General features: G+C 60.3%; 24 protein-coding genes. 12 read left to right on the plus strand and 12 right to left on the minus strand.

Going from position 1 to position 25923, the window contains the following annotated elements:
• Positions 1-185: 185 nt before the first annotated feature.
• Positions 186-1262, minus strand: coding sequence for an AbrB family transcriptional regulator (locus AC07Y9_RS29230; protein ID WP_102681363.1), 1077 nt, complete (start codon positions 1260-1262; stop codon positions 186-188).
• A gap of 128 nt (positions 1263-1390) precedes the next feature.
• On the opposite strand from AC07Y9_RS29230, the gene AC07Y9_RS29235 reads away from it, so the two are divergent.
• On the plus strand, positions 1391-2293 hold the full coding sequence (locus AC07Y9_RS29235) for a LysR family transcriptional regulator (RefSeq protein WP_102681362.1): 903 nt from the start codon (positions 1391-1393) through the stop codon (positions 2291-2293).
• Between the two features lie 111 nt (positions 2294-2404).
• On the opposite strand, the gene AC07Y9_RS29240 is transcribed toward AC07Y9_RS29235, so the two are convergent.
• The 8 genes from AC07Y9_RS29240 to AC07Y9_RS29275 all read right to left on the minus strand — a co-directional run bounded on the left by AC07Y9_RS29240 (position 2405) and on the right by AC07Y9_RS29275 (position 9428).
• Positions 2405-2734, minus strand: coding sequence for a type II toxin-antitoxin system RelE/ParE family toxin (locus AC07Y9_RS29240; RefSeq protein WP_102681361.1), 330 nt, complete (start codon positions 2732-2734; stop codon positions 2405-2407).
• Positions 2731-2961 (minus strand): type II toxin-antitoxin system ParD family antitoxin, encoded by a 231-nt coding sequence (locus AC07Y9_RS29245; RefSeq protein ID WP_007930895.1) that lies wholly within the window; start codon positions 2959-2961, stop codon positions 2731-2733. Before AC07Y9_RS29245 ends, AC07Y9_RS29240 begins: the two co-directional genes overlap by 4 nt.
• 209 nt (positions 2962-3170) lie before the next feature.
• Positions 3171-3611, minus strand: coding sequence for a CBS domain-containing protein (locus tag AC07Y9_RS29250; protein WP_007930897.1), 441 nt, complete (start codon positions 3609-3611; stop codon positions 3171-3173).
• A gap of 570 nt (positions 3612-4181) precedes the next feature.
• A complete protein-coding gene (locus AC07Y9_RS29255; RefSeq protein WP_101337460.1) occupies positions 4182-5294 on the minus strand; it encodes a polyamine ABC transporter substrate-binding protein in 1113 nt (370 codons plus the stop codon).
• A gap of 164 nt (positions 5295-5458) precedes the next feature.
• On the minus strand, positions 5459-6355 hold the full coding sequence (locus AC07Y9_RS29260) for an ABC transporter permease subunit (RefSeq protein WP_102681360.1): 897 nt from the start codon (positions 6353-6355) through the stop codon (positions 5459-5461).
• Positions 6352-7233 carry an ABC transporter permease subunit gene (locus AC07Y9_RS29265; RefSeq protein ID WP_173679820.1) on the minus strand — a complete coding sequence of 294 codons (882 nt, stop codon included), beginning with the start codon at positions 7231-7233 and terminating at the stop codon, positions 6352-6354. The genes AC07Y9_RS29260 and AC07Y9_RS29265 overlap by 4 nt, the downstream gene beginning before the upstream one ends.
• A gap of 41 nt (positions 7234-7274) precedes the next feature.
• Entirely contained in the window at positions 7275-8417 is a 1143-nt protein-coding gene (locus AC07Y9_RS29270) for an ABC transporter ATP-binding protein (protein ID WP_102681358.1), read from the minus strand.
• A 249-nt stretch (positions 8418-8666) separates the two neighbouring features.
• Positions 8667-9428, minus strand: coding sequence for a gamma-glutamyl-gamma-aminobutyrate hydrolase family protein (locus AC07Y9_RS29275; protein ID WP_087089293.1), 762 nt, complete (start codon positions 9426-9428; stop codon positions 8667-8669).
• A 265-nt stretch (positions 9429-9693) separates the two neighbouring features.
• Here AC07Y9_RS29275 and AC07Y9_RS29280 point away from each other — a divergent pair, with 265 nt between their 5' ends.
• The 7 genes from AC07Y9_RS29280 to AC07Y9_RS29310 all read left to right on the plus strand — a co-directional run bounded on the left by AC07Y9_RS29280 (position 9694) and on the right by AC07Y9_RS29310 (position 18030).
• Entirely contained in the window at positions 9694-11070 is a 1377-nt protein-coding gene (locus AC07Y9_RS29280; RefSeq protein WP_007922908.1) for a glutamine synthetase family protein, read from the plus strand.
• A 33-nt stretch (positions 11071-11103) separates the two neighbouring features.
• Positions 11104-12594, plus strand: coding sequence for an aldehyde dehydrogenase (locus AC07Y9_RS29285; protein ID WP_102681357.1), 1491 nt, complete (start codon positions 11104-11106; stop codon positions 12592-12594).
• Between the two features lie 210 nt (positions 12595-12804).
• Positions 12805-14085 carry an NAD(P)/FAD-dependent oxidoreductase gene (locus tag AC07Y9_RS29290; protein WP_173679819.1) on the plus strand — a complete coding sequence of 427 codons (1281 nt, stop codon included), beginning with the start codon at positions 12805-12807 and terminating at the stop codon, positions 14083-14085.
• 338 nt (positions 14086-14423) lie between these two features.
• Positions 14424-14972 (plus strand): cupin domain-containing protein, encoded by a 549-nt coding sequence (locus AC07Y9_RS29295; protein ID WP_007922919.1) that lies wholly within the window; start codon positions 14424-14426, stop codon positions 14970-14972.
• 645 nt (positions 14973-15617) lie between these two features.
• Positions 15618-16349 (plus strand): hypothetical protein, encoded by a 732-nt coding sequence (locus AC07Y9_RS29300; protein ID WP_102681356.1) that lies wholly within the window; start codon positions 15618-15620, stop codon positions 16347-16349.
• Between the two features lie 82 nt (positions 16350-16431).
• On the plus strand, positions 16432-17298 hold the full coding sequence (locus AC07Y9_RS29305) for a hypothetical protein (protein ID WP_173679818.1): 867 nt from the start codon (positions 16432-16434) through the stop codon (positions 17296-17298).
• 114 nt (positions 17299-17412) lie between these two features.
• A complete protein-coding gene (locus AC07Y9_RS29310) occupies positions 17413-18030 on the plus strand; it encodes a hypothetical protein (protein ID WP_102681355.1) in 618 nt (205 codons plus the stop codon).
• A 252-nt stretch (positions 18031-18282) separates the two neighbouring features.
• Here AC07Y9_RS29310 and AC07Y9_RS29315 read toward each other — a convergent pair whose 3' ends face one another.
• Positions 18283-18834 carry a hypothetical protein gene (locus tag AC07Y9_RS29315; protein WP_146021813.1) on the minus strand — a complete coding sequence of 184 codons (552 nt, stop codon included), beginning with the start codon at positions 18832-18834 and terminating at the stop codon, positions 18283-18285.
• Between the two features lie 670 nt (positions 18835-19504).
• Here AC07Y9_RS29315 and AC07Y9_RS29320 point away from each other — a divergent pair.
• On the plus strand, positions 19505-19777 hold the full coding sequence (locus tag AC07Y9_RS29320; RefSeq protein WP_028682239.1) for a hypothetical protein: 273 nt from the start codon (positions 19505-19507) through the stop codon (positions 19775-19777).
• A gap of 125 nt (positions 19778-19902) precedes the next feature.
• Here the strand turns inward: AC07Y9_RS29320 and AC07Y9_RS29325 are convergent, their stop codons facing one another.
• Together AC07Y9_RS29325 and AC07Y9_RS29330 are read right to left on the minus strand one after the other, a co-directional pair.
• Complete coding sequence (locus AC07Y9_RS29325; RefSeq protein ID WP_102681353.1) at positions 19903-20655, minus strand: carbonic anhydrase; 753 nt, start codon at positions 20653-20655, stop codon at positions 19903-19905.
• A 270-nt stretch (positions 20656-20925) separates the two neighbouring features.
• Positions 20926-21228 carry a hypothetical protein gene (locus AC07Y9_RS29330; RefSeq protein ID WP_007922930.1) on the minus strand — a complete coding sequence of 101 codons (303 nt, stop codon included), beginning with the start codon at positions 21226-21228 and terminating at the stop codon, positions 20926-20928.
• Positions 21229-21511: 283 nt separating this feature from the next.
• Here AC07Y9_RS29330 and AC07Y9_RS29335 point away from each other — a divergent pair, with 283 nt between their 5' ends.
• The 3 genes from AC07Y9_RS29335 (at position 21512) to AC07Y9_RS29345 (ending at position 25914) form a co-directional block, all read left to right on the plus strand.
• Positions 21512-22018 carry a sigma-70 family RNA polymerase sigma factor gene (locus AC07Y9_RS29335; RefSeq protein WP_007922932.1) on the plus strand — a complete coding sequence of 169 codons (507 nt, stop codon included), beginning with the start codon at positions 21512-21514 and terminating at the stop codon, positions 22016-22018.
• Positions 22015-22980 (plus strand): FecR domain-containing protein, encoded by a 966-nt coding sequence (locus AC07Y9_RS29340; protein ID WP_102681352.1) that lies wholly within the window; start codon positions 22015-22017, stop codon positions 22978-22980. The genes AC07Y9_RS29335 and AC07Y9_RS29340 overlap by 4 nt, the downstream gene beginning before the upstream one ends.
• Before the next feature lie 96 nt (positions 22981-23076).
• Positions 23077-25914: a TonB-dependent receptor gene (locus AC07Y9_RS29345; protein WP_102681351.1), complete on the plus strand. Its 2838-nt coding sequence runs from the start codon at positions 23077-23079 to the stop codon at positions 25912-25914.
• Positions 25915-25923: the final 9 nt, after the last annotated feature.

Here is a 25923-nt window from a genome sequence, read left to right on the forward strand (position 1 = left end):
CCGGCGGCAAGACGTTTCTTATTCGAGAAGGAAATAAGCTCCCGGGTCGCTGGCGAAACGGCCCGGGGTGCTGCAGGACGGTGGCTTGAAACCCGTATTCAGGCGCCTGGCGGCGGGGCCAGGGAAGGGCGGATAGCGCTTGGATTTACTATTTCAGAGTGTTTAAAGACGCGCGGCTCCAGGATTCAGCGCGACCACTTGATGATCAGCCGGGCGAAAAAAGCGCCGCTGACGATCACCGCGAACAGCCGCAGGGTCTGCATGGCCAGCACCAGGCCGACGTCGGAGTGGGTGTCCACCGCGATGATCGTCATGGCGTCCAGGCCGCCGGGGCTGGTGGCGAGGTAGACCGAGAGGAAATCCTTGTCCAGCCAGTGCGCCAGCAGCCAGGCCGACAGTGCGCAGAGGGCGATCAGCAGCACCGCGCCGAAGATCATCGCCGGCAGGCGGGTCCAGACGTAGCGCACGGTCGGCCGGTCGAAGCGCAGGCCGATGTAGCAGCCGATGGCGCCATAGGCCAGGGCCAGCAGCCAGCCGGGCAGGGTGATGTGCAGCAGCCCGGAGATCTGCAAGGCGCCGCCGATCAGCAGCGGTACCAGCAGGGCCCCGGCCGGCACCCGTGAGCCGAGCAGTACACCGAGCACGATGGTGCCCAGGGTCAGGCCGAGGTTGAGCAGGGTGAAGGTCTGCAGGACCACCTCGGTGCTGTGGGCCTGGCTGCTGCCGGCCGGGACGCCGATCCAGTGGCCGGCCAGGGCGCCGATCATCACCACGCAGACCACTCGCACGTACTGCATGGTGGCCACCACCCGCGAGTCGGCGCCGAAGTCGTCGGCCATCGCGACCATGGCCGAGGCCGCCCCCGGCGCGGTGCCCCAGGCCGCGGTGCTGGGTGGCAGACCGCCGAGGCGCACCAGCGCCAGGCCGACCAGGGCACTGAGGCAGACGGTGAGCACGGTGGCGAACAGCATCACATGCCAGGACTGGGCCATCGAGGCCAGCACGGCCATGGTCATGGAGTGGGCGGCCAGGACCCCGACCGAACCCTGGCCGAGGCGAAAGGCCTGGCGCGGCACGCGGATGCTGGCGCCGCTGACGCCGAAACCGATGGCCACCAGCATCGGCCCGAGAAACTGCCCGGCGGGCACCTCGAAGTGGTTCAGCAACTGCCCGGCGCTGCCGGCGAGGATCAGCAGCGCCAGCCATTGCAGGGCAAGGGGCCAGGCAGACAGGGACAAAGGCGAGGGACGAGGCAAGGGCATTCTCCAGCGCGCTGGCCGTTCCTGTTGCGGGACCGTTGCTACCAGCGCTTCGGAGCAAATTATTGATAGCGCAATTGATCAAGTCCAGTTTCTAATTGTGATCAACCAATAACTCTGGTTTATCGATCATGGACCTGCGCGACCTGACCTATTTCGAAACCATCGCCGAGCTCGGGCACCTCGGGCGCGCGGCGCAGAAGCTCAATCGCAGCCAGCCGGCGCTGACCAAGAGCATCCAGCGCCTGGAGGAGTCCTTCGGCACCAAGCTGTTCGAGCGTGACGGGCGGCGGATCAAGCTGACGGCGGTGGGCCAGTTGCTGCAACAGCGCGCTCGGCAGTTGCAGCAGAACATCGCCGAGACCCATCGCGAGGTGCGCGATTTTGCCAGCGGCGTGCTCGGCAATATCCGCCTGGGCTGTGCCGCCAGCATGGCCGAGCACTTGCTGCCGCAGATGACCGCAACGCTGCTGGAGCGCGCCCCGGACATCACCCTGAACCTGGTGATCGGCCAGGACGACGTGCTCCGCGAGTCCCTGCGTTCGGGGCGCCTGGACATGGTGATCTGCCCGCTGTCCGAGGGTGACCCGCACCTGAACCATCACACTCTGTTCGAAGACCAGGCCGTGGTGGTGGCCAGCCGCGACCATCCGGTGTTCGACACGCCGATGCGCCTGCAAGACCTGTGCGACTACCGTTGGGTACTGCCGGGAACCGGGGTCTCGGCCCGCCGCTGGATCGACAATGTGTTCCAGAGCCACCAGCTGCCACTACCGGCGGTGCAGATCGAGACCAACACCATTTCCCTGCTGCCGCGGCTGATCGCCAAGACCGGGCTGCTGAGCTTCCTGGCCCGGGAAACCCTGGACGACTTCAAGGGCATCGCCCACCTGCGGGAAGTGCCGCTGGCGCAAACCCGCATGCATCGCAGCATCGTGGTACTGGTGCGGACCGAAGGTTACCTGTCGCCGGCGGCCCAGTTGCTTTTGGATTTGCTCAAGCGCGATGGGCGGCAGTTTTTCACCGCGGGTTAAACGGCGCCTGGTAAGGGGCTACGCATGGCGTGCCTCCGTAGGAGCAGCCGGTCGACGCTCGATTGCTCGCGATAGCCGGCAAGGCCGGTGCAATTGAACGCTGCTGGTCGTTCAGTGTGCTGGGCTTTGCGTCAGCGAGGCGGGAATGTCCCGCATGGTGTGCAGGACGCGCCACACGTCAATGTGGTCGTCGTGCCGGGTGTAGAACACCAGATAGGGATAGCGACTCAATGGCCAGTAGAGAAGCCCTGGCAAATCGAGCTCATGGGTGTAGCGGGAAAGGCCTGAGGCCGGATGCCGGGCGATATGCGCATAGGCGGCTTGCAGGTCGTCGATGAAGCCCAGGGCCGCCTGCTCGGCCTGTTGAGCCAGGTAGTAATTGATAGCGTCTTCTACATCCTGATTGGCCAGGGCCCTTGGAATGACCCGCTGTGCCTTCATTCCTTACGGACCCTGTCGCGAAGGGCGTCGAAGTAACGATCATCCACAGGAGCGCCAGGCGCCGATTCAGCACCCGCCAGCAGCAGACCGCGCAGGTGCTGTCGATCCTGATCCTTGCGGATCAGCTCCCGTACATACTCGCTGCTGGTGCTGTAGCCCCGCTGGCTGACCTGATCGTCGACGAAGGCCTTGAGGGCTTCTGGCAGGGAAATGTTCATGGTGCTCATGGTTTTGTCCACTGTTGACAAAATTTGCCAAAGTATACGCCGCTAACCTGGCCTTGCCACAGTCGATGAGGGGTGATGCTAGGGTGCCCGATTGCGCCGAACCGCGTCGGCGGGATGCTGCAATGGTTTGGCTGTGCAGGAGCCGGCCGGTGGGCCTCTTCGTCGGCAAGCCGGCTCCTGCGGGGGGATGGTAGTAGTGAGGGGAGGGCTTACTCGCCGCGAATGTACTGTTCCAACTGGCGGATCAGGTCGGCCTGTTCGGCGATGGCTTCCTTGACCAGGTCGCCGATCGACAGCAGGCCCAGCAGCTGGCCGTCCTCCACCACCGGCAGGTGCCGCAGGTGGCTGTCGGTCATGATGCCCATGCAGGTTTCCACGCTCTGGTGCGAGTCCACGGTGATCACCGGCGAGCTCATGATCGCGCTGACCGGCGTGCCCACCGAGGAGCGGCCGTGCAGCACCAGTTTGCGCGCGTAGTCGCGTTCGCTGATCACCCCGACCACTTCGCCGTTCTGCATCACGGGCAGGGCGCCGACGTTCTTCTCGGCCATCAGCATCAGTGCTTCGAGCACCATCTGGTGGGGCGCGATGGTGTGCACTTGCTGGTTGTGCTTGGCCTTCAACTTCAGTACTTCAGCGACGCTCTTCATGGGGCGCTCCTGTTGTTTTGCCCAAGGCGGCCTGGCGCCGCCCCGAGGGGGTCTCTACAGAATCGTAGAGAGTGAACGAAGGGGCAAGGTTGAAAGCGGCACCCACAGAAGGAAAAACGCCACTGAATCGTTTCTTCCCGGAAAACGCCCCATCCAAGGGCGTGCCCTGTAGCCGCTGCCGAGCCTGCGAGGCTGCGATAAGGCCCGCAGGGGCTTCATGGGTCTTGAGATCGTTGCGCCCCTGCGGGGCGTACGCAGCCTGCGGCAGCGGCTACATGAAGCCTGGCAGCGCCCTTGTAGCCGCTGCCGAGCCTGCGAGGCTGCGATAAGGCCCGCAGGGCCTTCATGGGTCTTGAGATCGCCGTGCCCCTTTGGGCCGATCGCAGCCTGCGGCAGCGGCTACAGGGTTTTGTGTGGGGGCTAAAAGCAAAAAAGGCGCCCGAGGAGGGCGCCAAGGAGTCACCTGAACCGAGGGAGCCAGGCGAGCCCGTTCGCAGGTGTGTCGCGGTGGTAAGGCGCGACTGAACGGAAGAGGGCAGCGGCGCCCGCCGCGATGGCGGGCGCGGGGTGTCATTTGCCGAGCTTGATCCGCGTCCAGCCGCGGTTCATCACGCGCTGGATGGCGATCGGCTGGTCGGGCACCGCGTACAGGGTGGCGAGCACGGCCTGCGGCGGGTACGAGGCCGGGTCGTTGCGGATGGCTTCGTCCACCAGCGGCGTGGCGGCGGCGTTGGCGTTGCTGTAGCCGAGGCTGTTGGTGACCTCGGCGATGATGTCCGGGCGCATCAGGAAGTTCATGAACAGGTAGGCGTTGTCGACGTTGGCCGCGTCCTTGGGCATGGCCATCATGTCGTAGAAGCTGCCGGCGCCTTCCTTGGGAATGCTGAAGGCGACCTTTTCCTTGTTGCCGGCCTCTTCGGCGCGCGAGCGGGCCTGCAGCACGTCGCCGGAGTAACCCACGGCCACGCAGATATTGCCGTTGGCCAGGTCGGAGATGTACTTGGAGGAATGGAAGTAGGTCACCGAAGGACGGATCTTCATGAACAGCGCCTCGGCCTCGAGGATCTGCGCCTTGTCCTTGCTGGTCACCGGGTAGCCCAGGTAGTGCAGGGCGGCGGGGAGCATTTCCGTCGGCGAGTCGAGGAAGCTGATGCCGCAAGCCTTGAGCTTCTCGGCGTTCTCCGGCTTGAACAGCAGGTCCCAGGAGTTGGTCGGCGCGTCGCTACCGAGCACCGCCTTGACCTTGTCCGGGTTGTAGCCGATGCCGATCGAGCCCCACATGTACGGGAAGGCGTGGGCGTTGTCCGGGTCGCTGGCGGCGACGTTCTGCAACAGCACCGGGTTGAGGTTCTTCCAGTTCGGCAGCCGCGACTTGTCCAGTGCCTGGTAGACCCCGGCCTTGATCTGCTTGGCCATAAAGCTGTTGGACGGGACCACGATGTCATAGCCGGACTTGCCGGTGAGCAGGCGCGCTTCCAGGGTTTCGTTGCTGTCGAAGACATCGTAGATGACGTGGATGCCGGTTTCGGCCTCGAACTTCTTCAGGGTGTCCGGGGCGATATAGTCCGACCAGTTGTAGACACGCAGCTCCTTGTCGCTGGCTTGAGCGCCGGTCACCATCGTGCCCATCAAGGACAGGGTCAGCATGGTTTTGGCGAACAGTGTCCTGCCAAGCATTTTCATCACTACAACTCCATTTCTTATTGTGCAGAATTGCTGCATTCGCAATGCGGTGTGTCAGGGTGGGCGCCATCGCCAGCAAGCTGGCTCCTACAGGGACGGTGCATGTCTGTAGGAGCGAGCGTGCTGGCGATCCAGGCGCCGGCGTGTGTCGTGAACGCGATGGCCTAGGCCGTCGCAGGCGCTGGTGCAGCAGGTTTGCTGGCGGCCGCTGGCTGCCAGGCTTCGTTGGCGGTGTAGTCCATGGCTTCCTGGATCGCCCGCTTGCGGGCCGCTTCGGCGCGCCGGCCGAAGTACCAGACCAGGAAGGTCACCAGCGACACCGCCAGCAGGATCAGGCTGGCCACGGCGTTGATTTCCGGTTTCACCCCCAGGCGCACCGCCGAGAACACTTCCATTGGCAAGGTGGTGGAGCCCGGGCCGGAGACGAAGCTCGCCAGCACCAGATCGTCCAGGGACAGGGCGAAGGACATCATGCCGCCGGCCGCCAGCGACGGGGCGATCATCGGGATGGTGATCAGGAAAAACACCTTCCACGGCCGAGCGCCCAGGTCCATGGCCGCCTCTTCGATGGACAGGTCCAGCTCACGCAAGCGCGCGGAGACTACCACGGCCACATAGGCCGCGCAGAACGTGGTGTGGGCGATCCAGATGGTGACGATGCCACGCTCCTGCGGCCAGCCGATCATCTGCGCCATGGCCACGAACAGCAGCAACAGCGACAGGCCGGTGATCACCTCCGGCATCACCAGCGGCGCGGTGACCAGGCCGCCGAACAGGGTGCGGCCCTTGAAGCGGGTGACCCGGGTCAGCACAAAGGCCGCCAGGGTGCCCAAGGCCACCGCGGCGATCGCGGTGTAGCAGGCGATTTCCAGGGAGCGCACCACCGAGCCCATCAACTGCTGGTTATCCAGCAGGCCGACGTACCACTTCACCGACCAGCCGCCCCAGACCGTCACCAGCTTGGAGGCGTTGAACGAGTAGATCACCAGGATCAGCATCGGCAGGTAAATGAACACCAGGCCGAGCACCAGCATCAGGCTGGAAAATCCGCAACGTTTCATGCCCGTCCCTCCATCTCTTTGGCCTGGCTGCGGTTGAACAGCAAGATCGGAATAATCAGGATCGCCAGCATCACCACCGCCAGGGCGGAGGCCACCGGCCAGTCGCGGTTGTTGAAGAACTCCTGCCACAGCACGCGGCCGATCATCAGGGTCTCCGGGCCGCCCAGCAGCTCGGGAATCACGAACTCGCCGACCACGGGAATGAACACCAGCATGCAACCGGCAATGATGCCGTTCTTGGCCAAGGGCACGGTGATTTTCCAGAAGTTGTTGAAGTTGCTCGAACCCAGGTCCGACGCGGCCTCCAGCAGGCTCTGGTCGTGCTTGACCAGGTTGGCGTACAGCGGCAGCACCATGAACGGCAAATACGCGTATACCACCCCGATATAGACCGCGGTGTTGGTGTTGAGGATCTCGATCGGTTCCGAGGTCAGGCCGCTCCACATCAGGAAACCGTTGAGCAAACCGTTGTTGCTGAGGATGCCCATCCAGGCATAGACGCGGATCAGGATCGCGGTCCAGGTCGGCATCATGATCAGCAGCAGCAAGACGTTCTGGGTTTCCTTGCTGGCCTTGGTGATTGCGTAGGCCATGGGGAAGCCGATACCTAAGCACATCAGGGTGCTGAGCAGGGCGACTTTCAGCGAGCCGAGGTAGGCCGAGATGTACAGCTCGTCACCCACCAGCAACGCGTAGTTGCCGACGTTGAGCAGCAGCCGGAATTTCTGTTCGGCGAAGCTGTAGATCTCCGAGTAGGGCGGAATCGCCAGGGCCGCTTCCGAGAAGCTGATCTTCATCACCAGGAAAAACGGCAGCATGAAGAACAGGAACAGCCAGAGGAATGGAATGCCGATCACCAGCTTGCGACCGCTGGGCAGCACACGGGACAAACGCTGATTGAGAGTCATGCTGGAGGTATTCATGCGCGCAGTACCACGCCGCTGTCGTCTTCCCACCAGACGTACACCTGGTCGTCCCAGGTCGGCCGCGCGCCGCGGCGTTCGGCGTTGGCCATGAGCGACTGGACGATCTTGCCGCCGGGCAGTTCGACGTAGAACACCGAATGCCCGCCGAGGTAGGCGATGTCATGCACCTTGCCCCGGGACCAGTTGTAGCGGTGCTCGGGTTGGCGGGTGCTGACCAGCATCTTTTCCGGGCGGATGGCGTAGGTCACCGACTTGTCCTGCACCGAGGTGCTGACGCCGTGGCCGACGTAGATCTGCTGTTCCAGCTCCGGGCAGTGGATCACCGCGTGGCCTTCCAGGTCTTCGATGACGGTGCCGTCGAAGGCGTTCACGTTGCCGATGAACTCGCAGACCATGCGGCTGACCGGGGCTTCGTAGATGTCGATCGGGCTGCCGATCTGGGCGATCCAGCCCAGGTGCATGATGGCGATGCGCTGGGCCATGGTCATGGCTTCTTCCTGGTCGTGGGTCACCATCACGCAGGTCACGCCCACGCGCTCGATGATCTCCACCAGCTCCAGTTGCATCTGCGAGCGCAGCTTTTTATCCAGGGCGCCCATCGGTTCGTCGAGCAGCAGCAGCTTCGGCCGCTTGGCCAGGGAGCGGGCCAGGGCCACGCGCTGGCGCTGGCCGCCGGACAGCTGGTGCGGCTTGCGCCTGGCGTACTGGGTCATGTGCACCAGGCGCAGCATCTCTTCCACCCGCGCGTCGATCTCGCTGGCCGGCAGGCGGTCCTGCTTGAGGCCGAAGGCGATGTTCTGCGCCACGGTCATGTGCGGGAACAGCGCATAGGACTGGAACATCATGTTGATCGGCCGCTCATAGGGCGGCATGTCGGTGATGTCCACGCCGTCCAGGTAGATACGCCCCTCCGTCGGCCGCTCGAAGCCCGCCAGCATGCGCAGCAGGGTGGACTTGCCGGAACCCGAGCCACCGAGCAGGGCGAAGATCTCGCCCTGGTGAATGTCCAGGGACACATCGTCCACGGCCACGGTTTCATCGAACTTCTTGGTCACGCGGTCGACTCTCACCAGCACCTTCTGCGGTTGCGGGTGACCTTCCAGAGCCTTTCTGTACGTGCTGGAGGCGTTTGCCATGTGGAACTCCCAACAGATGTCAGTCGTCGGGCCAAAGCGGCCCGGCTTAATAGATGGATGACAAACCCGCGGTGGCGGGTTTATTCGGCGCTGCCGTCCTGGCGGCCTGACGCTGGTTCTTGTTGTTAAAAGCAGGTTCTCGTAGTGCTGGGTGTGGCTTGAACCGCCCCACGGCCCGGGGCGGGCGCACAAAGGCGCACCGCCGCCGGCCGGGGGCGTGGCAGTCAATTTCGTGGGTGAAGCTTTTGATCAGTGGCCGTTGCGCTGCGCCGCCCGTTGCCGGCAGGCATCGCCGAAGGCCTGGAAGATCCGCAGGTAGACCGGGTTCGACAGCACCTGCCATTCCGGATGCCACTGCACGCCCAGGGCAAAGGCCGTGCTGTGTTCCACCGACACGGCTTCTATCAGCCCGTCCGGTGCCAGCGCCTCGGCGCGCAGGCCCGGGGCCAGGCGGTCGATGCCCTGGCTGTGGATCGAGTTGACCTGGAATTCCTGGGGCAGGTCCAGGGCCTGGAACACGCCGCCCGCTTGCACCCTGACGGCATGGGCCGGGGCGTACTGCACGGCCAGGTCCGGGTGGTCGGCTTCGCGGTGATCGAGGTAGCCCGGCAACTCATGCACCTTCTGGTGCAGGCTGCCGCCGAAGGCCACGTTCATTTCCTGGAAGCCGCGGCAGATACCCAGCACCGGCACGCCGGCGGCAATCGCCGCGCGCAGCAGGGGCAGGGTGGTGGCATCGCGCTGGGGATCGTGGGCGGTGCCCGGTTCGCTGTCCGGGCCCTGATAGTGGAAGGGCTCCACATTCGACGGCGAGCCGGTGAACAGCAGGCCGTCCAGGTTCTGCAGCAGAGCCTCGGTATCGATGAGGTCCGCCAGGGAAGGAATGATCAGGGGCAGGCCCTCGGCCGCGCTGCTGACAGCACGCAAGTACTTGTCGCCGCTGACGTGGTAGGGGTGCAGCCCGATCTCTTTGACGCACGCAGTAACGCCGATCAATGGCTTGAATGCCATTTTTATCACCTCGAAATTCACGCTGGAACGAGTTTTTCCAGAGCTTATCCTCGTTGATTTTAATTAACAACTTCCGTGTAAAAAATTCTAAACGCAACTCGTCGGATATTCGGTGTCTGTGTGTCTATTGCCTGCTTGCACGGCCATATAGGGCAAAATATTTAACGCTGTGGGCCCTGTGTTCGCTATTGACTTCACTTTTCCTTTCGGATTGACTGCTGCCACGAAACCGCTTTGAACATAATAATTAACACATAGGTGCATCATGTCGGTCCCACTGCGTGCCGTTCAGCTCAACGAAGCCAACGCCTTCCTGAAGAACCATCCCGAGATCCTCTACGTCGACCTGCTGATTGCAGACATGAACGGCGTGGTGCGCGGCAAGCGCATCGAACGTACCGCCCTGCACAAGGTGTACGAGAAGGGCATCAACCTGCCGGCCTCGCTGTTCGCCCTGGACATCAACGGCTCCACTGTGGAAAGCACCGGCCTGGGCCTGGACATCGGCGACGCCGACCGCATCTGCTACCCGATCCCCGGCACCCTCAGCGTCGAGCCCTGGCAGAAGCGCCCGACCGCGCAACTGCTGATGACCATGCACGAGATCGAAGGCCAGCCGTTCTTCGCCGACCCGCGCGAAGTGCTGCGCCAGGTCGTTGCCAAGTTCGACGAGCTGGGCCTGACCATCTGCGCCGCCTTCGAGCTGGAGTTCTACCTGATCGACCAGGACAACGTGAACGGTCGCCCACAGTCGCCACGTTCGCCGATTTCCGGCAAGCGCCCGCAGTCGACCCAGGTCTACCTGATCGACGACCTCGATGAATACGTCGACTGCCTGCAAGACATCCTCGAAGGCGCGAAAGAGCAGGGCATCCCCGCCGACGCCATCGTCAAGGAAAGTGCCCCGGCGCAGTTCGAGGTCAACCTGCACCACGTCTCCGATCCGATCAAAGCCTGCGACTACGCGGTGCTGCTCAAGCGCCTGGTGAAGAACATCGCCTACGACCATGAGATGGACACCACCTTCATGGCCAAGCCGTACCCGGGTCAGGCTGGCAACGGTCTGCATGTGCACATCTCGATTCTCGACAAGCAAGGCAACAACATCTTCGCCAGCGACGACCCGGAAACCAACGACGCCCTGCGTCACGCCATCGGCGGCGTGCTGGAAACCCTGCCGGCGCAGATGGCGTTCCTCTGCCCGAACGTCAACTCCTACCGCCGTTTCGGCGCTCAGTTCTACGTGCCGAACTCGCCGAGCTGGGGCATCGACAACCGCACCGTGGCCGTGCGCGTGCCGACCGGTTCTTCCGACGCCGTACGCATCGAACACCGTGTCGCCGGCGCCGACGCCAACCCCTACCTGCTGATGGCTTCGGTACTGGCTGGTATTCACCACGGCCTGACCAACCAGATCGAGCCCGGCGCGCCGGTGGAAGGCAACTCCTACGAGCAGAACGAGCAGAGCCTGCCGAGCAACCTGCGCGACGCCCTGCGCGTGCTGGACGACAGCGAGGTGATGGCCAAGTACATCGACCCGATGTACATCGACGTGTTCGTCGCCTGTAAGGAAAGCGAGCTGGCCGAGTTCGAAAATTCGATCTCCGACCTCGAATACAACTGGTACCTGCACACGGTCTGATGGCCGTTCCTTATCCTGCGTTGAGTATTTGCCATGACTAAATCCCGCAGCGACTGGGAGCAGCGCTTCCAGTCCTTGACCCTCGAAGGGCGCGCCTTTATCGACGGCCAGTATTGCCACGCCGCCAGCGCGGCCACCTTCGAGTGCATCAGCCCGGTGGACGGGCGCTTTTTGGCCAACGTCGCCAGCACCGACGAGGCCGACGCCAACCGGGCGGTGCAGGTGGCACGCCAGGCATTCGAGTCCGGCGTGTGGTCGCGCAAGGCCCCGGCCGAGCGCAAGCGCGTGCTGATCCGCTTCGCCGATTTGATCCTCGAGCACCAGGAAGAACTGGCGCTCCTGGAAACCCTGGACATGGGCAAGCCCATCGGCGATGCCCTAAGCATCGACGTGCCGGCCACCGCCAACGCGATCCGCTGGAACGCCGAGGCCATCGACAAGATCTACGACGAAGTCGCGGCCACGCCCCACGATCAACTGGGCCTGGTGACTCGCGAGGCTTCGGGCGTGGTGGCGGCCATCGTGCCGTGGAACTTCCCGCTGATCATGGCTAGCTGGAAATTCGCCCCGGCCCTGGCGGCGGGCAACTCGTTCATCCTCAAGCCTTCGGAAAAGTCGCCGCTGACCGCGATCCGCATCGCCCAGCTGGCGCTGGATGCCGGCATTCCCAAGGGCGTGTTCAACGTGCTGCCGGGCTACGGCCACACCGTGGGCAAGGCCCTGGCCCTGCATATGGACGTGGACGTGCTGGCGTTCACCGGCTCCACCGCGGTGGGCAAGCAACTGCTGGTGTATTCCGGCCAGAGCAACATGAAGCGCGTGTGGCTGGAGGCGGGCGGCAAGAGCCCCAACGTGGTGTTCGCCGACGCGCCGGACCTGCGCGCCGCGGCAGAAGCGGCGGCCAGCGCTATCGCCTTCAACCAGGGCGAAGTCTGCACTGCTGGCTCGCGCCTGCTGGTGGAGCGCTCGATTCGCGAGCAGTTCATTCCGCTGCTGGTGGAGGCTATCAAGGCCTGGAAACCCGGGCATGCCCTGGACCCTGCGACCCGCGTCGGCGCGCTGGTGGATCAGCGTCAGCTGGAGAACGTGCTGCGCTATATCGGCATCGGCAAGGAGCAGGGCGGCCAACTGCTGGCCGGCGGCGCGCGGACCCTGGAAAGCACCGGCGGCCTGTATGTCGAGCCGACCATTTTCGACGGCGTGACCAACGCCATGACCATCGCCCGCGAAGAGATCTTCGGCCCGGTGCTGTCGGTGATCAGCTTCGACACCGAGGAAGAGGCGCTGACGATCGCCAACGACAGCATTTTCGGCCTCGCCGCCGGGGTCTGGACCAGCAACCTCAGCCGCGCCCACCGCTTCGCCCGTGGCCTGCGCGCCGGCAGCGTGTGGGTCAACCAGTACGACGGCGGCGACATGACCGCGCCGTTCGGCGGCTTCAAACAGTCGGGCAATGGTCGCGACAAATCGCTGCATGCCTTCGACAAGTACACCGAGCTGAAAGCGACCTGGATCAAGCTCTAGGCGCTTTACGAAAACTCGTCGAGCGGCGATCAGGCAAGGCAAAAACAGGCGAGGAACGGCCGGGGTCGCGTTCGACTGTAGGGGCCTACATGAGCATTCCGAGCCTGTTTTTAACGCAGCATGATAGACGCGCAGACAGTTGTCGTTAAGACGACTACCTATAACAACGGCGGGGCGGGCTACGACCCGCACCTGCTGGGGAATTCGATAATGCAAACCTACGTAAACAGCTACTACGCCGCGACCCGCAACCAGACCGCCGACTTTCCTGTATTGGAAGAAATGGTCGAGTGCGACGTCTGCGTGATCGGCGCCGGCTACACCGGCCTGTCCTCGGCGCTGTTCCTCGCCGAGGCGGGCTACAGCGTCACCGTGCTCGAAGCGGCCAAGGTCGGCTTCGGCGCCAGCGGGCGCAACGGCGGGCAACTGGTCAACTCCTACAGCCGCGATGTCGACGTGATCGAGTCGCGCTACGGCGAAAAAAGCGCCGAAGTGCTGGGCAGCATGATCTTCGAAGGCGCCGACATCATTCGCCAGCGCATCCAGCACTACGACATCCAGTGCGACTACCGCCCGGGCGGGATCTTCGCCGCCATGAACAAGAAGCAGCTCAAGGGCCTGGCCGAACAGAAGGCCAGCTGGGAGCGTTACGGCAACAAAAACCTGAAGCTGCTGGACCAGGCGCAGATCGCCCGGGAAGTCGGTTCCGACGCCTACGTCGGCGGCCTGCTGGATATGCAGGGCGGGCACATTCACCCGCTGAACCTGGCCCTGGGCGAAGCCAGCGCCATCATCGGCCTGGGCGGCAAGATCTTCGAGCAGTCGGCGGCGCTGGAAATCACCTACGGCGAGCCGAATATCGTGCGCACCGCCAAGGGCGTGGTGCGCGCCAAGTACCTGCTGATCGCCGGCAACGCTTACCTGCAGCAGGACCTCGACCCGCGGGTGACGCGCAAGAGCATGCCGTGCGGTTCGCAGATCGTGGTCACCGAACCGCTGCCTGCACAAATGGCCCGCAGCCTGATCCGCAACAACTACTGCGTCGAAGACTGCAACTACCTGCTGGACTACTACCGCCTCACCGCCGACAACCGCCTGCTGTACGGCGGCGGCGTGGTCTACGGTGCCCGCGAGCCGAACGACATCGAGCAACTGATCCGGCCGAAGATCCTCAAGACCTTCCCCCAGCTCAAGGACGTGAAGATCGACTACCGCTGGACCGGCAACTTCCTGCTGACCATGTCGCGCATGCCGCAATTCGGCCGCATCGAAAAGAACGCCTACTACATGCAGGGCTACAGCGGCCACGGCGTCACCTGCTCGCACCTGGCCGGCAAACTGATCGCGGAAATGATCCGTGGCGACGCCGAACGCTTCGACGCCTTCGCCTCGCTGCCGCACATGCCGATGATCGGCGGCCGCACCTTCCAGGCCCCGCTGACCGCCATGGGCGCCGCGTACTACGCGCTACGTGACCGCTTCGGTATCTGATCGCGACCCTGTTCCTGCGTTTGCCCGCGCTCGCGCGGGCTTTTTTCCAGCCGAATTCGCAGCCGCAACCGCTTCACCTGTAGCCGCTGCCGCAGGCTGCGATAAGGGCCGCAGGCCCTTCCAGCGCCCGAAAAAACACCGCCGGTTTTCAACGCCTGGCACCGCCCACGGCAAGGCCGGTCACCCGCGTCGCCCACCGCTACAGCTCCACCCACAAACGTGATTTAATAGCCGCCTTTCAGGTTCCGGGGCCACTGGATCGGCGAACTTCGCAACTAAAAGTCACCGGCCGCACTCCAACGCGCAACACCCTCACGTACACCTCACACAAGGCTGCTATGGACACGGGCACTCGACTCAAACTCGTTCGCGAAAGCTACAAACTGTCCCAGCGCGAGCTGGCCCGGCGCAGCGGCGTGACCAACGCCACCATCTCCCTGATCGAACAGAACCGCGTCAGCCCCTCCGTCAGCTCCCTGAAAAAGCTGCTCGAAGGCATCCCCATGTCCCTGGCCGACTTCTTCACCTTCGACCAGCCCCCGCGCGAACACCAATACGTCTTCCGCGCCAACGAACAACCCGACCTCGGCCGCGACGGCGCCCGCCTGCTGCTGATCGGCGCCGCCCTGCCAACCCGCCAGATGCGCTTCCTGCGCGAACAATACGCACCGGGCGCCAGCTCCGGCGACGAGCCGATCGTGCATGCGGAAGGGGAGGAGTGTGGGCTTGTGACCCGTGGCACCGTGGAACTGACGGTGGACGGGCAGGTGAGCGTGTTGAACCCGGGGGATGGGTATTATTTTCCGACTACCTTGCCGCATAAATTTCGCAATATTGGGCAGGATGAGGCGGAGATTATTAGTGCGAATACGCCGGCGAACTTCTGAAGCGCTCTCTTAATCTTGAACGGCTATTGATAGCTGCTTACCCTTATCACTGCTGTGATTAACGGGGCACTCTTGAGCTATTTCTCGGTTCTTGAATGCTGATGAGTAATGTAGATATCTGATTGGTTGAGGAGCGTCCGCTGTCGGCCAGAAGCGGACTTCTGAGTTTTCAGCCAGATTGTCCTACGCTGATGTAAATAATATTTTTGAACGACCCGAGGTGTTCAGTCTCGGAGAGTCATTGTGCATCCTTGGCCATCGAACAAGAGGATGCTTTATGGAAGGACGTCTTCCTAGTGCAGCTCGAACATCGATACGAGTTTTGGTCGCTCGACGTCTGAGTGGGCCGAACGATTCAAAAACTGCACCCGAACTATGCAGACAGGCCGCGGCTGCAACCTAGATTAGCGGTTTTCGACGGCGGGAAGCCATTCCAGTCAATGATCAAGTCATAGACGCAATCGGTGTTTCAAGTGCCAGTGGGCCAATGACTGCCTGTACGCTCAATTAGCAGCCGAGAGAAAACGGCTTTCCCTACTCAACTGAGATGCCGATTCTTAAGAAACAAAGGGAAGAGGTAGCGTTTGGCCATCCCGCAGTCTAAATTCAGTACACAAACGCACCCACCCCCAAGGAATGGCAACGATGAGTCAATACAACGCACCTTTGATTCTTGAGCTAAAGCGACGCATAGAAGAGGATTTTACATCGAGTAATTGGGAAGAAGTTGGATTGCTCACAGATAGTTCGCATATCGTCACTGGGCATCCCAGGCTGTTGAGAAGCCTCAGCTTTGGCGATCAAGACTATGGTGGAAACATCATAAGTGTTCTTAGAGCAATGTCGGATCACAACCCAAACTCCTTGAGCGTGCTCAAGCAATATCTGGATCAATGGTATCCAGATCAAAACATAACGTATATCTCAGCTAAGCCCTCTGAGCGGAAGATATCTTTCGCACCAAATGTATTCTCTATCCCTGACGGTGACGTAGAGGATGATCTAGTCACGGTCATGATGCCTTTCGCTGGATTCGATGGAGTTTATGAAGCGATAAAAAATGCTTGCAGCACAGCGGGATTCAGGTGCCTACGTGCTGACGATATCTGGGACAATTCCTCTATCATCCAAGATATTTTTAGCCTGATTTACCGTGCAAAGATAGTCATCGTCGACTTCTCAGGTAAAAATCCAAACGTTATGTATGAGACCGGAATTGCGCATACATTAGGGAAAACTGTAGTTCCTCTTGCCCAAATCGTGCAGGACATCCCATCTGACATGGTGCATCACCGAGCGCTAATCTACCTCAAAAACGGCGAGGGGCTGGCCAAACTAGAGGAAGACTTGGTCAAAAAGCTACGAATGATCAACTAAATCTGAATTAGCTATAGAAAGCTGCCTTATTGGCAGCTTTCAACGTCCTGGCGCTCACTTACACCTCAAGGTGGTGCAACTCATGTTCAATATGTTAATCAAGCCTTCAGAATGGGGTGAAGGAAGAGATATATTCTGGAAAAGCAGAATCTTTGAATACACATCCGGCGACATTCAGTCCCATTTCACTTTAAGCAACCTCCCAAATTTTGAGGCACTAATCAAACACCCTGTGTTGTTCATGGAGGAAACCAGTCGTGGCCGCCAACAATATGGGCGCATTGGAAAAATAAGTAGAGTAATTGACAATGGAGGAGACGAGATAACCCTTGAGTATCATTTCGACCAGATTGTTCCGCCGGTGCCACAGAGCGAGCTTGTCAGGCTTTCTTCCTTACTGGGTGTTCAGTCTACACGAGGTTTTGGCCCGTACAATCGTACGCACTGGTCTGTTAAAGATATTGATATATACCAAATTCTCCTAGCGCAGACCTTACGTAATCAAAGATCTCCAACAGTATTCCGGATTTCAACTGCACAAAACGTTGATCTAAACTTACTCTCAGTCATGATGCCCTTCGGAGGATTCGATTCTGTATGGAATGCGATTCAACAAGTAGCTGAAAATAATATTATGACAGCCAGAAGAGCTGACAGTATCTGGGAACACCACGAAATCATTCAGGATATCGTAGCATTAATTGACAGATCAGCGGTTATCGTCTGCGATTGTACTGGTCGGAATGCCAACGTATTCTATGAAATAGGAATAGCTCATGCCTTAGGCAAAGAAGTGATTCTCATCACGCAGAGCGCAAATGATATACCCTTTGACTTAGCACATTTGCGTAATATTCGATATCTCAATAATGGCGAGGGCATTGAACAACTGAAGGCAGATTTAAACTCTCGACTAATCACAATCCGAGAGGGTCACGGCCAAGTATAGATTATACAACTCCGCACTGCAGAGTTTAGCGTGTGCTGTGACAGTTAACCTATGTATCACCACCGGCTTGATCTAATACGGTATTACGACTTTTTGGTATTGAGAGAAAAATTGATGACTCCAGAGGAACGGAAAGAGAAATTCAAATCGCAGACAGATAGCCTATACGCCGGGCTTGGCCGGTTTGTAGTAGGCTTTGAGGAGCTCGTAGCGACAATGCGTCAGATGATCAGCCTGCACGTCGCTCAGGTCCCTGCGCCCCATCAAGCGAGGCAGCAGCATATTGCAAATATTTTCACCGCAGACTTAACTGCCGATCCTTTGGCGCGGACCTTTCGCTCAATTCTTCTTTTGTCGCTTGAAAGCTATGGACGTCAGGAGCAACTTCCAATTATTAAAGATCTATTATCCAATCTTTGCTCTCGAATAGATGGAATTAACAAAAAACGCAATAAATTTCTGCACGGTACTTGGCATATTGATTATGCTAGTGTGGACCAGGAAGACTTCTCCGAAGCAAAAGGGTTCAAGGCTACCAATACAGCCAATGGATTGCGGCTTGACCGCTTGGAGCATACCGCAGATAGCTTTTTGGAGGCTGTAGAAGAGTGCCTAGCTCTTAAGGACTTAGTTAGCGGATTTAGCATTTGTTTGATGTTTAATGAAGACCTCTTAAAGATTTATGGCTTCAAAGATAAGAAGATGGTGAGGCTTGAAGTTGGCAATCAGTAGCTAGCCCCCAATTGCAGAGTTAAACCGTCTGCGCGTTTTTGCATACACTGGGCCGCAAGCAGTCCATTGCCTCCGACTGCTTTTGGCCGACCTCTGCCAGTGTTGACAGGCTGGAGTCGGCCAGAGCGGAAGCTCACGAGTGGCTAGCCCCAATCAAAAAGTCGATAAGGAGGCCTATGAAGCTAAGGGTCGAAGCAACTGAACAAACACGTCAAATTAAGCCGCATACGGTAACCAGCGCAGACCAAAAAATTAAAACATACCAGCTTTAATAAGTGCCTTAATTAACTCCTTAACCACTTCCAGCGATAGAAATTTTGCACCACTTGCAACCCAGCCAATTGCCTTTACTTCTGGAGTCTGACTATTTAAAAACGACTCAATCACCCCGTAGAGCTCATGAAAGCCATGAATCAAATCTGCGCTGTCTAAATTAGCAACAGAAATATCAGAAAGCCCTTCCTGAGTCGCCTTACAGAATACAACGCACGGTTTGCGAGCCGCTTCAGCGCCTAAGGCAGCGAGCAATACAGAATTAAAACTTGAAAGCACCTGATCATTTCCTGAGTGCAAATAGAAAATACTTAGGTCTTTCCCAGAAAGTCTATCCAGCTGAGTAAACACCCCTTCACTTTTTAAAACTCTCTTAAAATCGCGATCCTGAAAGTCATAAAAAATGAAAGCGATAGACTTCGCTCTGCCTTTTTCGACATGATTAATAGCGATTTTTTCAAATTCGGCTAAAAAAGTTTTAACGCTATGGCCAATACCGTTGCCAGACCCCTGCTCATAAATTGGTATCATAAATCCGTCCCTACGTGGTTTTTACCTATTCCGTATTTTACTAGTTCAGCTTCCGCACACCAATGGGTGCAGTTTTATGAATAACATGAAAAGAAGATTTCTTGAATGCCTATGATGATTTTTCCGACTGCAGCTACCAGAAACGATGACCAGGCCTATGTCTCCACTTTCGTCTCAGGTGTAGTCTTGGTGTTTTTTTAACAAAATTAATCGCTCTTGGATTCATAGGCGTCTTCGAATGATCGATTTTGGCCGATTCTGTTGAAAAAGTCGGCTTCGGTTTCCACGGCAGAAAAATACGCGCCTGAGATTGAAATCTGTGTTTTTGGCAGAAGGTTCAGGACTCGGATTTCACGTAGCAGCGTGCAAAAGAGGTGTTTTCACCCATCAATGTTCGAGCGTTTTGGGAAAACCGACTTTTTCAACAGAATCGGCCGAAGGTAGCCATTCACAAGCTGATCACGGCATATTTTTGAAACGATAAACCGAACAATCTTCCACCTAAAAACTGTCCTCAAGCGGATACCGCTTCTATAGTTCAGCACGTCATTGCTGACTGATGACTGGTCATCGCGGGCCAAAAACTATGTGCATAGCGCCTCATCCATCAACTGACTCCCTGCTTGGTTGCGGGGTGGGGCAGGGCTTAAATACTCATGGAGCTTCACCAATGACCCGCACAGAAATTTGTAACCTCGTCCCACTCACCCGCAACGACACCGACCACCCCGTCCTCTACCTGGACGCCAACGCCTCGCTATCCGATCTCTACACCTGCGCCCAACAACGTATCGGCGCTGCCCGCAATCTGCTGGAAATTCTCGACTGCGCTTCCGGCGCTCAAGATGTCGCTCAGATCCGTTTTGCCATCGGCCTGCTGCTCAGCGACGGCTGCGATCTGCTGCGTACCTTGGGCGATAAGTCTCAGGCGCTGAACGCTTAATCTCGACAACCAACGACCGGGCAGTGCAAGCCCGGTCGTTTATCCAGGCGGCGAAAACCAGCAGAGCCCAGCCGGCGCGCAGGGTTCTTTCTCGACTTATCGGTAGGCGATGCGCACTGTCCGGTTCAGGCAATCAACTCGACTTTACCGGTGGCAAGGCGGTAGATGCCGCCTACGATTTTCAACCTGCCTTTGTCGAGCGCATCGGTGAGCAGTGGCGTGGCCTGTTTAAGGCTATCGACCGAGTCCTTGATGTTTTGCGCCGTGGCATTTTCCATAAGAGCCCCGGGTTGCTTGAGCACTTTCTCGATAGAGGGTTTGAGTGCATCGGTCAGTTTCTGGATATGCCCAGGAAAAACGGCGTGGTCTTTTACGGCTTTTATGCCGGCCTCGATGGCGCCGCAACTCTCATGCCCCAGTACGAGGATCAGCGGGGCGCCGAGTACCGCGACGGCGTATTCGAGGCTGGCCAGGCCTTCGCCGGTTACGAAGTTGCCCGCAACGCGTATGGCGAAAAGATCGCCTCGGGCTGTGTCGAAAGCGTATTCGGGAGCGATCCGCGAGTCGGAGCAACTGAGCACCGCCACGAATGGGTTCTGCCCGGAAACTAGGGCTTCGCGCTCGTCCTTGAAATCGTGGGTCTTTGAGTTTCCGCTGACATAACGCTCATTACCTTCGATCAGCCGTTGCAGCGCCTGGTCGGGGCTGATGGCGTTTTGCGGTTTGGGCGGCGCGGCGGTTTTTTCGGCGGCATGGACCAGCCTGTTTGGCAGTACGCCGGCTATCAGCAGGGCGCCTGCCCCCAGTCCGGCGAAGCGAAGAAAACGACGACGATCGTGGGTGTTTGCGGCGGAGTTTGAATCACATGATTCACACATGATTTTGTGTACTCGGGTCGACTCGGTGGGAATGACTGCCGTTGGGGGCCAGGAACCTTCGGCCCTGGAGTGTTGGAGTCTAGACGGTGCGGTGTGGGTCGTTGTATCCGCCTTTGAATGCGGCCAGTTGGGGCAACATCACCTACCCACAGATCGCCGCACAGTCGGGCCTGAGATCAGGCTAAGTGAAACCCTGGCAATCTACTGCTCGCTCAAAACAAAAAGGCCCCGACAAGTCGGGGCCTTTTGCTTCAAGCCGCTGCCACCCGCTCAGTTAGTACAAGTAAGCCGTGAATACTTCGGCGGATCGAGCAGGATCCCTGGGGTCATGAAGGTCGAGCAGTTGAAGACGCGGCCCTTGGCGGTGGTGGCTTTGAAGGTCAGTTCCGAGCCGCCGAGGAAGTCTTCCTTGCCTTTGGTGACGGGGCCCATGGTGAGTTCGTCGGTGGAGGCCAGGCCAATGGTTTCCGCGGTGACTTTGTGTATTTGCAAGACATTGGGATTGGTCGAGCAACCGGCCAAGGTACCCGCCAGAAGCAGTAACGCGGGGGCAAAGAGGTGGTTTTTGTTCATGGCATATCTTCCTTAATAGTGTTTCGCCCTGGTTATCAGCGATCCTCAACGGGGCACGTCAGAAACGTGGAGTCAGGGAATCTGGCACGGCCGGCCCCTGTTAAATCTGACTCAATAGGGGGATTTATTTCAGCATGGCGTTGGAGGGGGGGCATATAGGGCAAATGTGCTATGCCGAGGGCATTTCAGGGCCCTGCTAAAACCCGGGCCACTTTCTCAGCGCTGTACAACGCCTGGCGTCAAACTCTAAAATGAGAAGCATTATCATTAATGCGGATCTGACATGCACGACGACAGCTTTGCCTCGCCCGTCGCCCGGTTGTATGCGAACCATCACGGCTGGCTTCGCGGCTGGTTGCATCGGCGGCTGGGGCACAGTGCCGATGCCGAGGACCTGGCCCACGACACCTTTGTCCGCGTGATGCGCTCGCAAGAGGATGTGCGCGAGCTGCGCCAGCCCATGGCGTTTCTCGCGACCATTGCCAATGGCTTGCTGATCAATCGCTGGCGGCGCCAGGCGATCGAGCGGGCTTACCTGGAAGCGCTGGCGGCGCGGCCGGTGGCCGAGGAGCCTTCGCCGGAAGAGCGGCACTTGATGATCGAAACCCTGTTGCAGCTGGATTCGCTGCTGGTGGGGCTGTCGTCGCGGGTGCGGCAGATTTTCTTCTTGTCTCAGCTCGACGGCTTGACCTACCCGCAGATCGCCGCGCGGTTGAACCTGAGCGTGGCCCAGGTGCAGCGGGCCATGGGCAAGGCGTTCAGTGTCTGTTACGCGAGCCGTTTTGAATGAGTGGCGCTGTGGTTGATCCGCGGGTGCGGGACAGCGCCATCGACTGGATGGTCCGCGCGCAGTCCGGGCTGATGAGCGATGTCGAGCATCAGGCTTTGCAGCAGTGGCGGCAGGCGAGCGCCGAGCATGAATACGCCTGGCAGCGGGTCAGCAGCTTGCCGCTGATGCTGCAGCCTGGGGCCAGTCTGTTGGCCGATGCCACGGCGCGGCGGGCACTGGAGTCGGCCGGGGCCGATCCGCAGCGGCGTCGGCAGGTGCTCAAGTGTCTGCTCGCCCTGGGACTGTTCGGCGGGGTTGCCTGGCAAGGCGCGGATTCCACCCTGATGCGTTCGGCCCTGGCGGCTTACCGCACGAGTATCGGCGAGCGTCGGCGCTGGGCCCTGGCGGACGGTGGCTCGCTGTGGCTGAACACCGCCAGCGCCGTGAACCTGGAGCTGAACGCGCAGCGGCGCAGTGTGCAGTTGGTCGAGGGCGAGCTGGCACTGGATACGCCGGCGGAATCGGCATCGCTGCAACTGCTGACCCCGGACGCGGTGTTGTACGGCCGTGGCGCCCATTGGCTGGTGCGCCATGACCGGTTGGGCACCCAGGTGACGGTGCTGCGCGGTCTGGCGCAGGTCAGTGCGCGGCGTCATTGGCTACCGGTGCCGCTGCAGGCCGGTTGGCGAACCCGGGTCGAGAGCCAGGGCGTCGCGGCGCCGAGCCGTGTTGATCCGTTTATGGCCCAGGCCTGGCTGCGCGGCATCTTGCCGGCCGAACGCATGCGCTTGGATACCTTGCTGGCTGAACTCTCGCGCTACCGCCCGGGCTTTTTGCGTTGCAGCGCAGCGGTCGCGGCCTTGCGCGTGACCGGCAGTTTTCAGCTGGACGACACCGATGCCGCGCTGGCGCTGGTGGCCAATACGCTGCCGGTGCGCATCGAGCGACGAACCCGTTACTGGGTGACTGTGGTGCCGGCCTGAAAATATTTTTTCCCCGGGGCGCAGTTTTTTCGATCTGGCTTGGCCTTCAGGTATGACCCACCGGGACAGGTGGGTGCCAACCCCTAGGAGCCTTGCATGATTTTCCCCGCCCGAGCCTTGTGTGCCCGCACCTTTGGCCTGCTTTTCCTCAGCCTGCCGCCGCTCTGCGGCGCGGCCGTTTTCGCGGCTGGCGAGCGCCAGCACTACAGCATCGACGCCGGCCCGCTGGACCAGGCGCTGTCGCGTTTTGGCGTGCAGGCAGGCATCAATATGGCGGGCAGCGCCACGCTGACAGAAGGCAAGCGCAGCCAGGGCCTGCAAGGCGATTTCAGCACCGAGGCGGGCCTGGCGCGGTTGCTGGCGGGAACCGGCCTGGGCTATCAGCGCCAGGTTGACGGCAGCTTCGAGTTGTATCGGGCGGGCGGGGATATGGTGCTGCCGTCGCAGAAAGTCGTCGGCGAAGACCTGGAGCAGAAGGAGGTGTATTCGGCGCCGCGCTCCTCGCTGTACATCTCCGGCGAGGACATGCAGCGCTTTGGCGTGATCTCGGTCGGCGACGTGCTCAAGGGCCAGCCTGGGGTGCAGGTCGGCGACAGCCGCAACGGCGGCGGCCTGGATGTGAACATCCGCGGCATCCAGGGCCAGAGCCGGGTGGCGGTGACGGTGGATGGCTCGCAGCAGGCGCTGGATGTCTATCGCGGGTACGCCGGCACCCAGCAACGCAGCTACATCGACCCGGACCTGATCAGCGACATCGCCATCGACAAGGGCCCGAGCCTGACCTCCAGCGCCATCGGCGGCACGGTGAAGATGCGCACCCTCGGCGTCGACGACATCCTGCAGGACGGCAAGAACATCGGCCTGCGCTTGAAGGGCGACCTGTGGAACAACGGCGTCGCTCCCGCCTCGCGCGATAGCCATTCGATGACCGAGGAGCTGTTCTCGGAGCCGCATCGCAGCCGTGGTGGACTGTTCGGTTCGAAGGCCGAGTCCGGCAGTGCCGCGTTCGCCTATAGCCATGAGTTCTTTGACCTGGTGGCGGCCTACGCCCACCGCAACCAGGGCAACTATTTCGCCGGCAAGAAGGGCCAGGACCGCTATCGCACCTATGACCGTTACGGCGACGAAGAGACGAGTGTGGCCACCACCTATAACGCCGGCGAGGAGGTGCTGAACTCCTCTTCGGAGACTGAGTCCTTCTTGCTCAAGACCACCCTGCGCCCGGTGGACGGCCACACTTTCGACCTCGGCTACCGCCGCTACGACGGGCGTATCGGCGAAATCATGCCGTCGGACATTTTCCGTTTCGGCACCGGCGGCATCTACCAGTACCCCCTGGGCCATACCAAGATCGACACCTACACCGCGCGCTACCACTACCTGCCGGACGGCAATCCGCTGGTGGACCTGACGGCCAGCCTGTGGATGACCGACGCGCAAACCAGCCAGCTGACCTCGGTGGCGGCCCCGGCTTCACAAGCCTATCGCTCGGACCGCAAATGGAGCCGGCAGGCCGACCGCCGCATCGGCGGCGACCTGGCCAACACCTCGCATTTGCAGAGCGACTATGGCGATTTCAAGCTGGACCTGGGTGGCTCGTTCCAGGTCGAAGACTTGCGCCCGCAAAAGGGCGTGGTCACCACCCAGCACGACATCAACGCCAACCGCATGCTGCGCGAAGGAGAACGGCAGGAGTTCAGCCTGAACGGCAAACTGGAGTACAAACCGGTCGACAGCCTGACCCTGTGGGGCGGCGGTCGTTATACCTATTACCGCAGCAAGGACCACGTCGCCCAAGCGACGGCGCGCTGGGAGGAGCGTGACTTGAGGTACCTGCGGGTCTCGAACGCGGACACCTCCGGCAACATGCTGTGGTTCCCGGATTCGAACGGGCAGTACACCGACGCCACGGACCCGCGCCGGAACAATGGCATTGTCTTCAACAACACCAACTTTCCGTTCGAGGGCATCCGCTACAACGACTTCGGCGCGACCGACTCGACGGTCTATCCGTCGCAGGTGGGCGAGGTGGTCAGCGGTTATGACTATTCCGGCAAGCAGAGCAACAGCGGCGGCGCCTTTGCACCGGCCTTCGGCATCAATGTCGAGGTGCTGCCGGACACCTTCGTCTATGCGTCCTACACCCAGGGCCTGCGCATGCCCTCGCTGTTCGAAACCAGCCAGGGCGTGTTGCAGACCACGCCGGGCAAAGGCCTGAAGCCCGAGCGCTCCAGCAGTTGGGAAATCGGCGCCAGCACGCTGCACAAAGGCCTGCTGCTGGACAACGACTCGGCGGCGATCAAGCTGGCCTACTTCAACAACAGCATCAAGAATTACATCACCCGCTACTACGACCCGAGCCCGGGCCTGATGGGCCAGATGCGCTTCAGCAATACCGACAGCTACAAGACCAGCGGCCTGGAGCTGCAATCGTACTACGACGCGGGCCGGGTGTTCGCGGACTTTTCGTCCACCTACTACCTGAAGACCGAAACCTGCGACTCGGCCTTCGCCGCGCGGCTGCGGGCCAGCAGCAATCGCTATCGGGACTTGAGCAACACGCCGGACTGCACGCCGGGCAGCTTCATGGGCTCGTACTCCAACACCCAGAACCCGCCACGGTTCTCGGCGAACCTGACCTCGGGCCTGCGCTTTTTTGACCAGTCCCTGACCGTCGGCGGGCGCGCCACCTACAGCTCGGGGCCGACGGTCAAGGCCGACGAGAACTGGCAGACCGGTGCGACCACGCCGCAGCTGCTCTACCGCGAGGTGGCGCTGTTCGATCTGTTCCTCAACTACAAGTTGAAGGAGCACACCCACCTCAACGTTTCGCTGCAGAACCTGACCGACCGCTACTACCTGGACCCGCTGGCGCAGAGCTTCATGCCGGCGCCGGGGCGGACGCTGCGGGTGGGGGTGCTGACGAAGTTCTGAGGGCAGGGT

The organism is Pseudomonas sp. GW456-L12 (genome assembly GCF_059424045.1).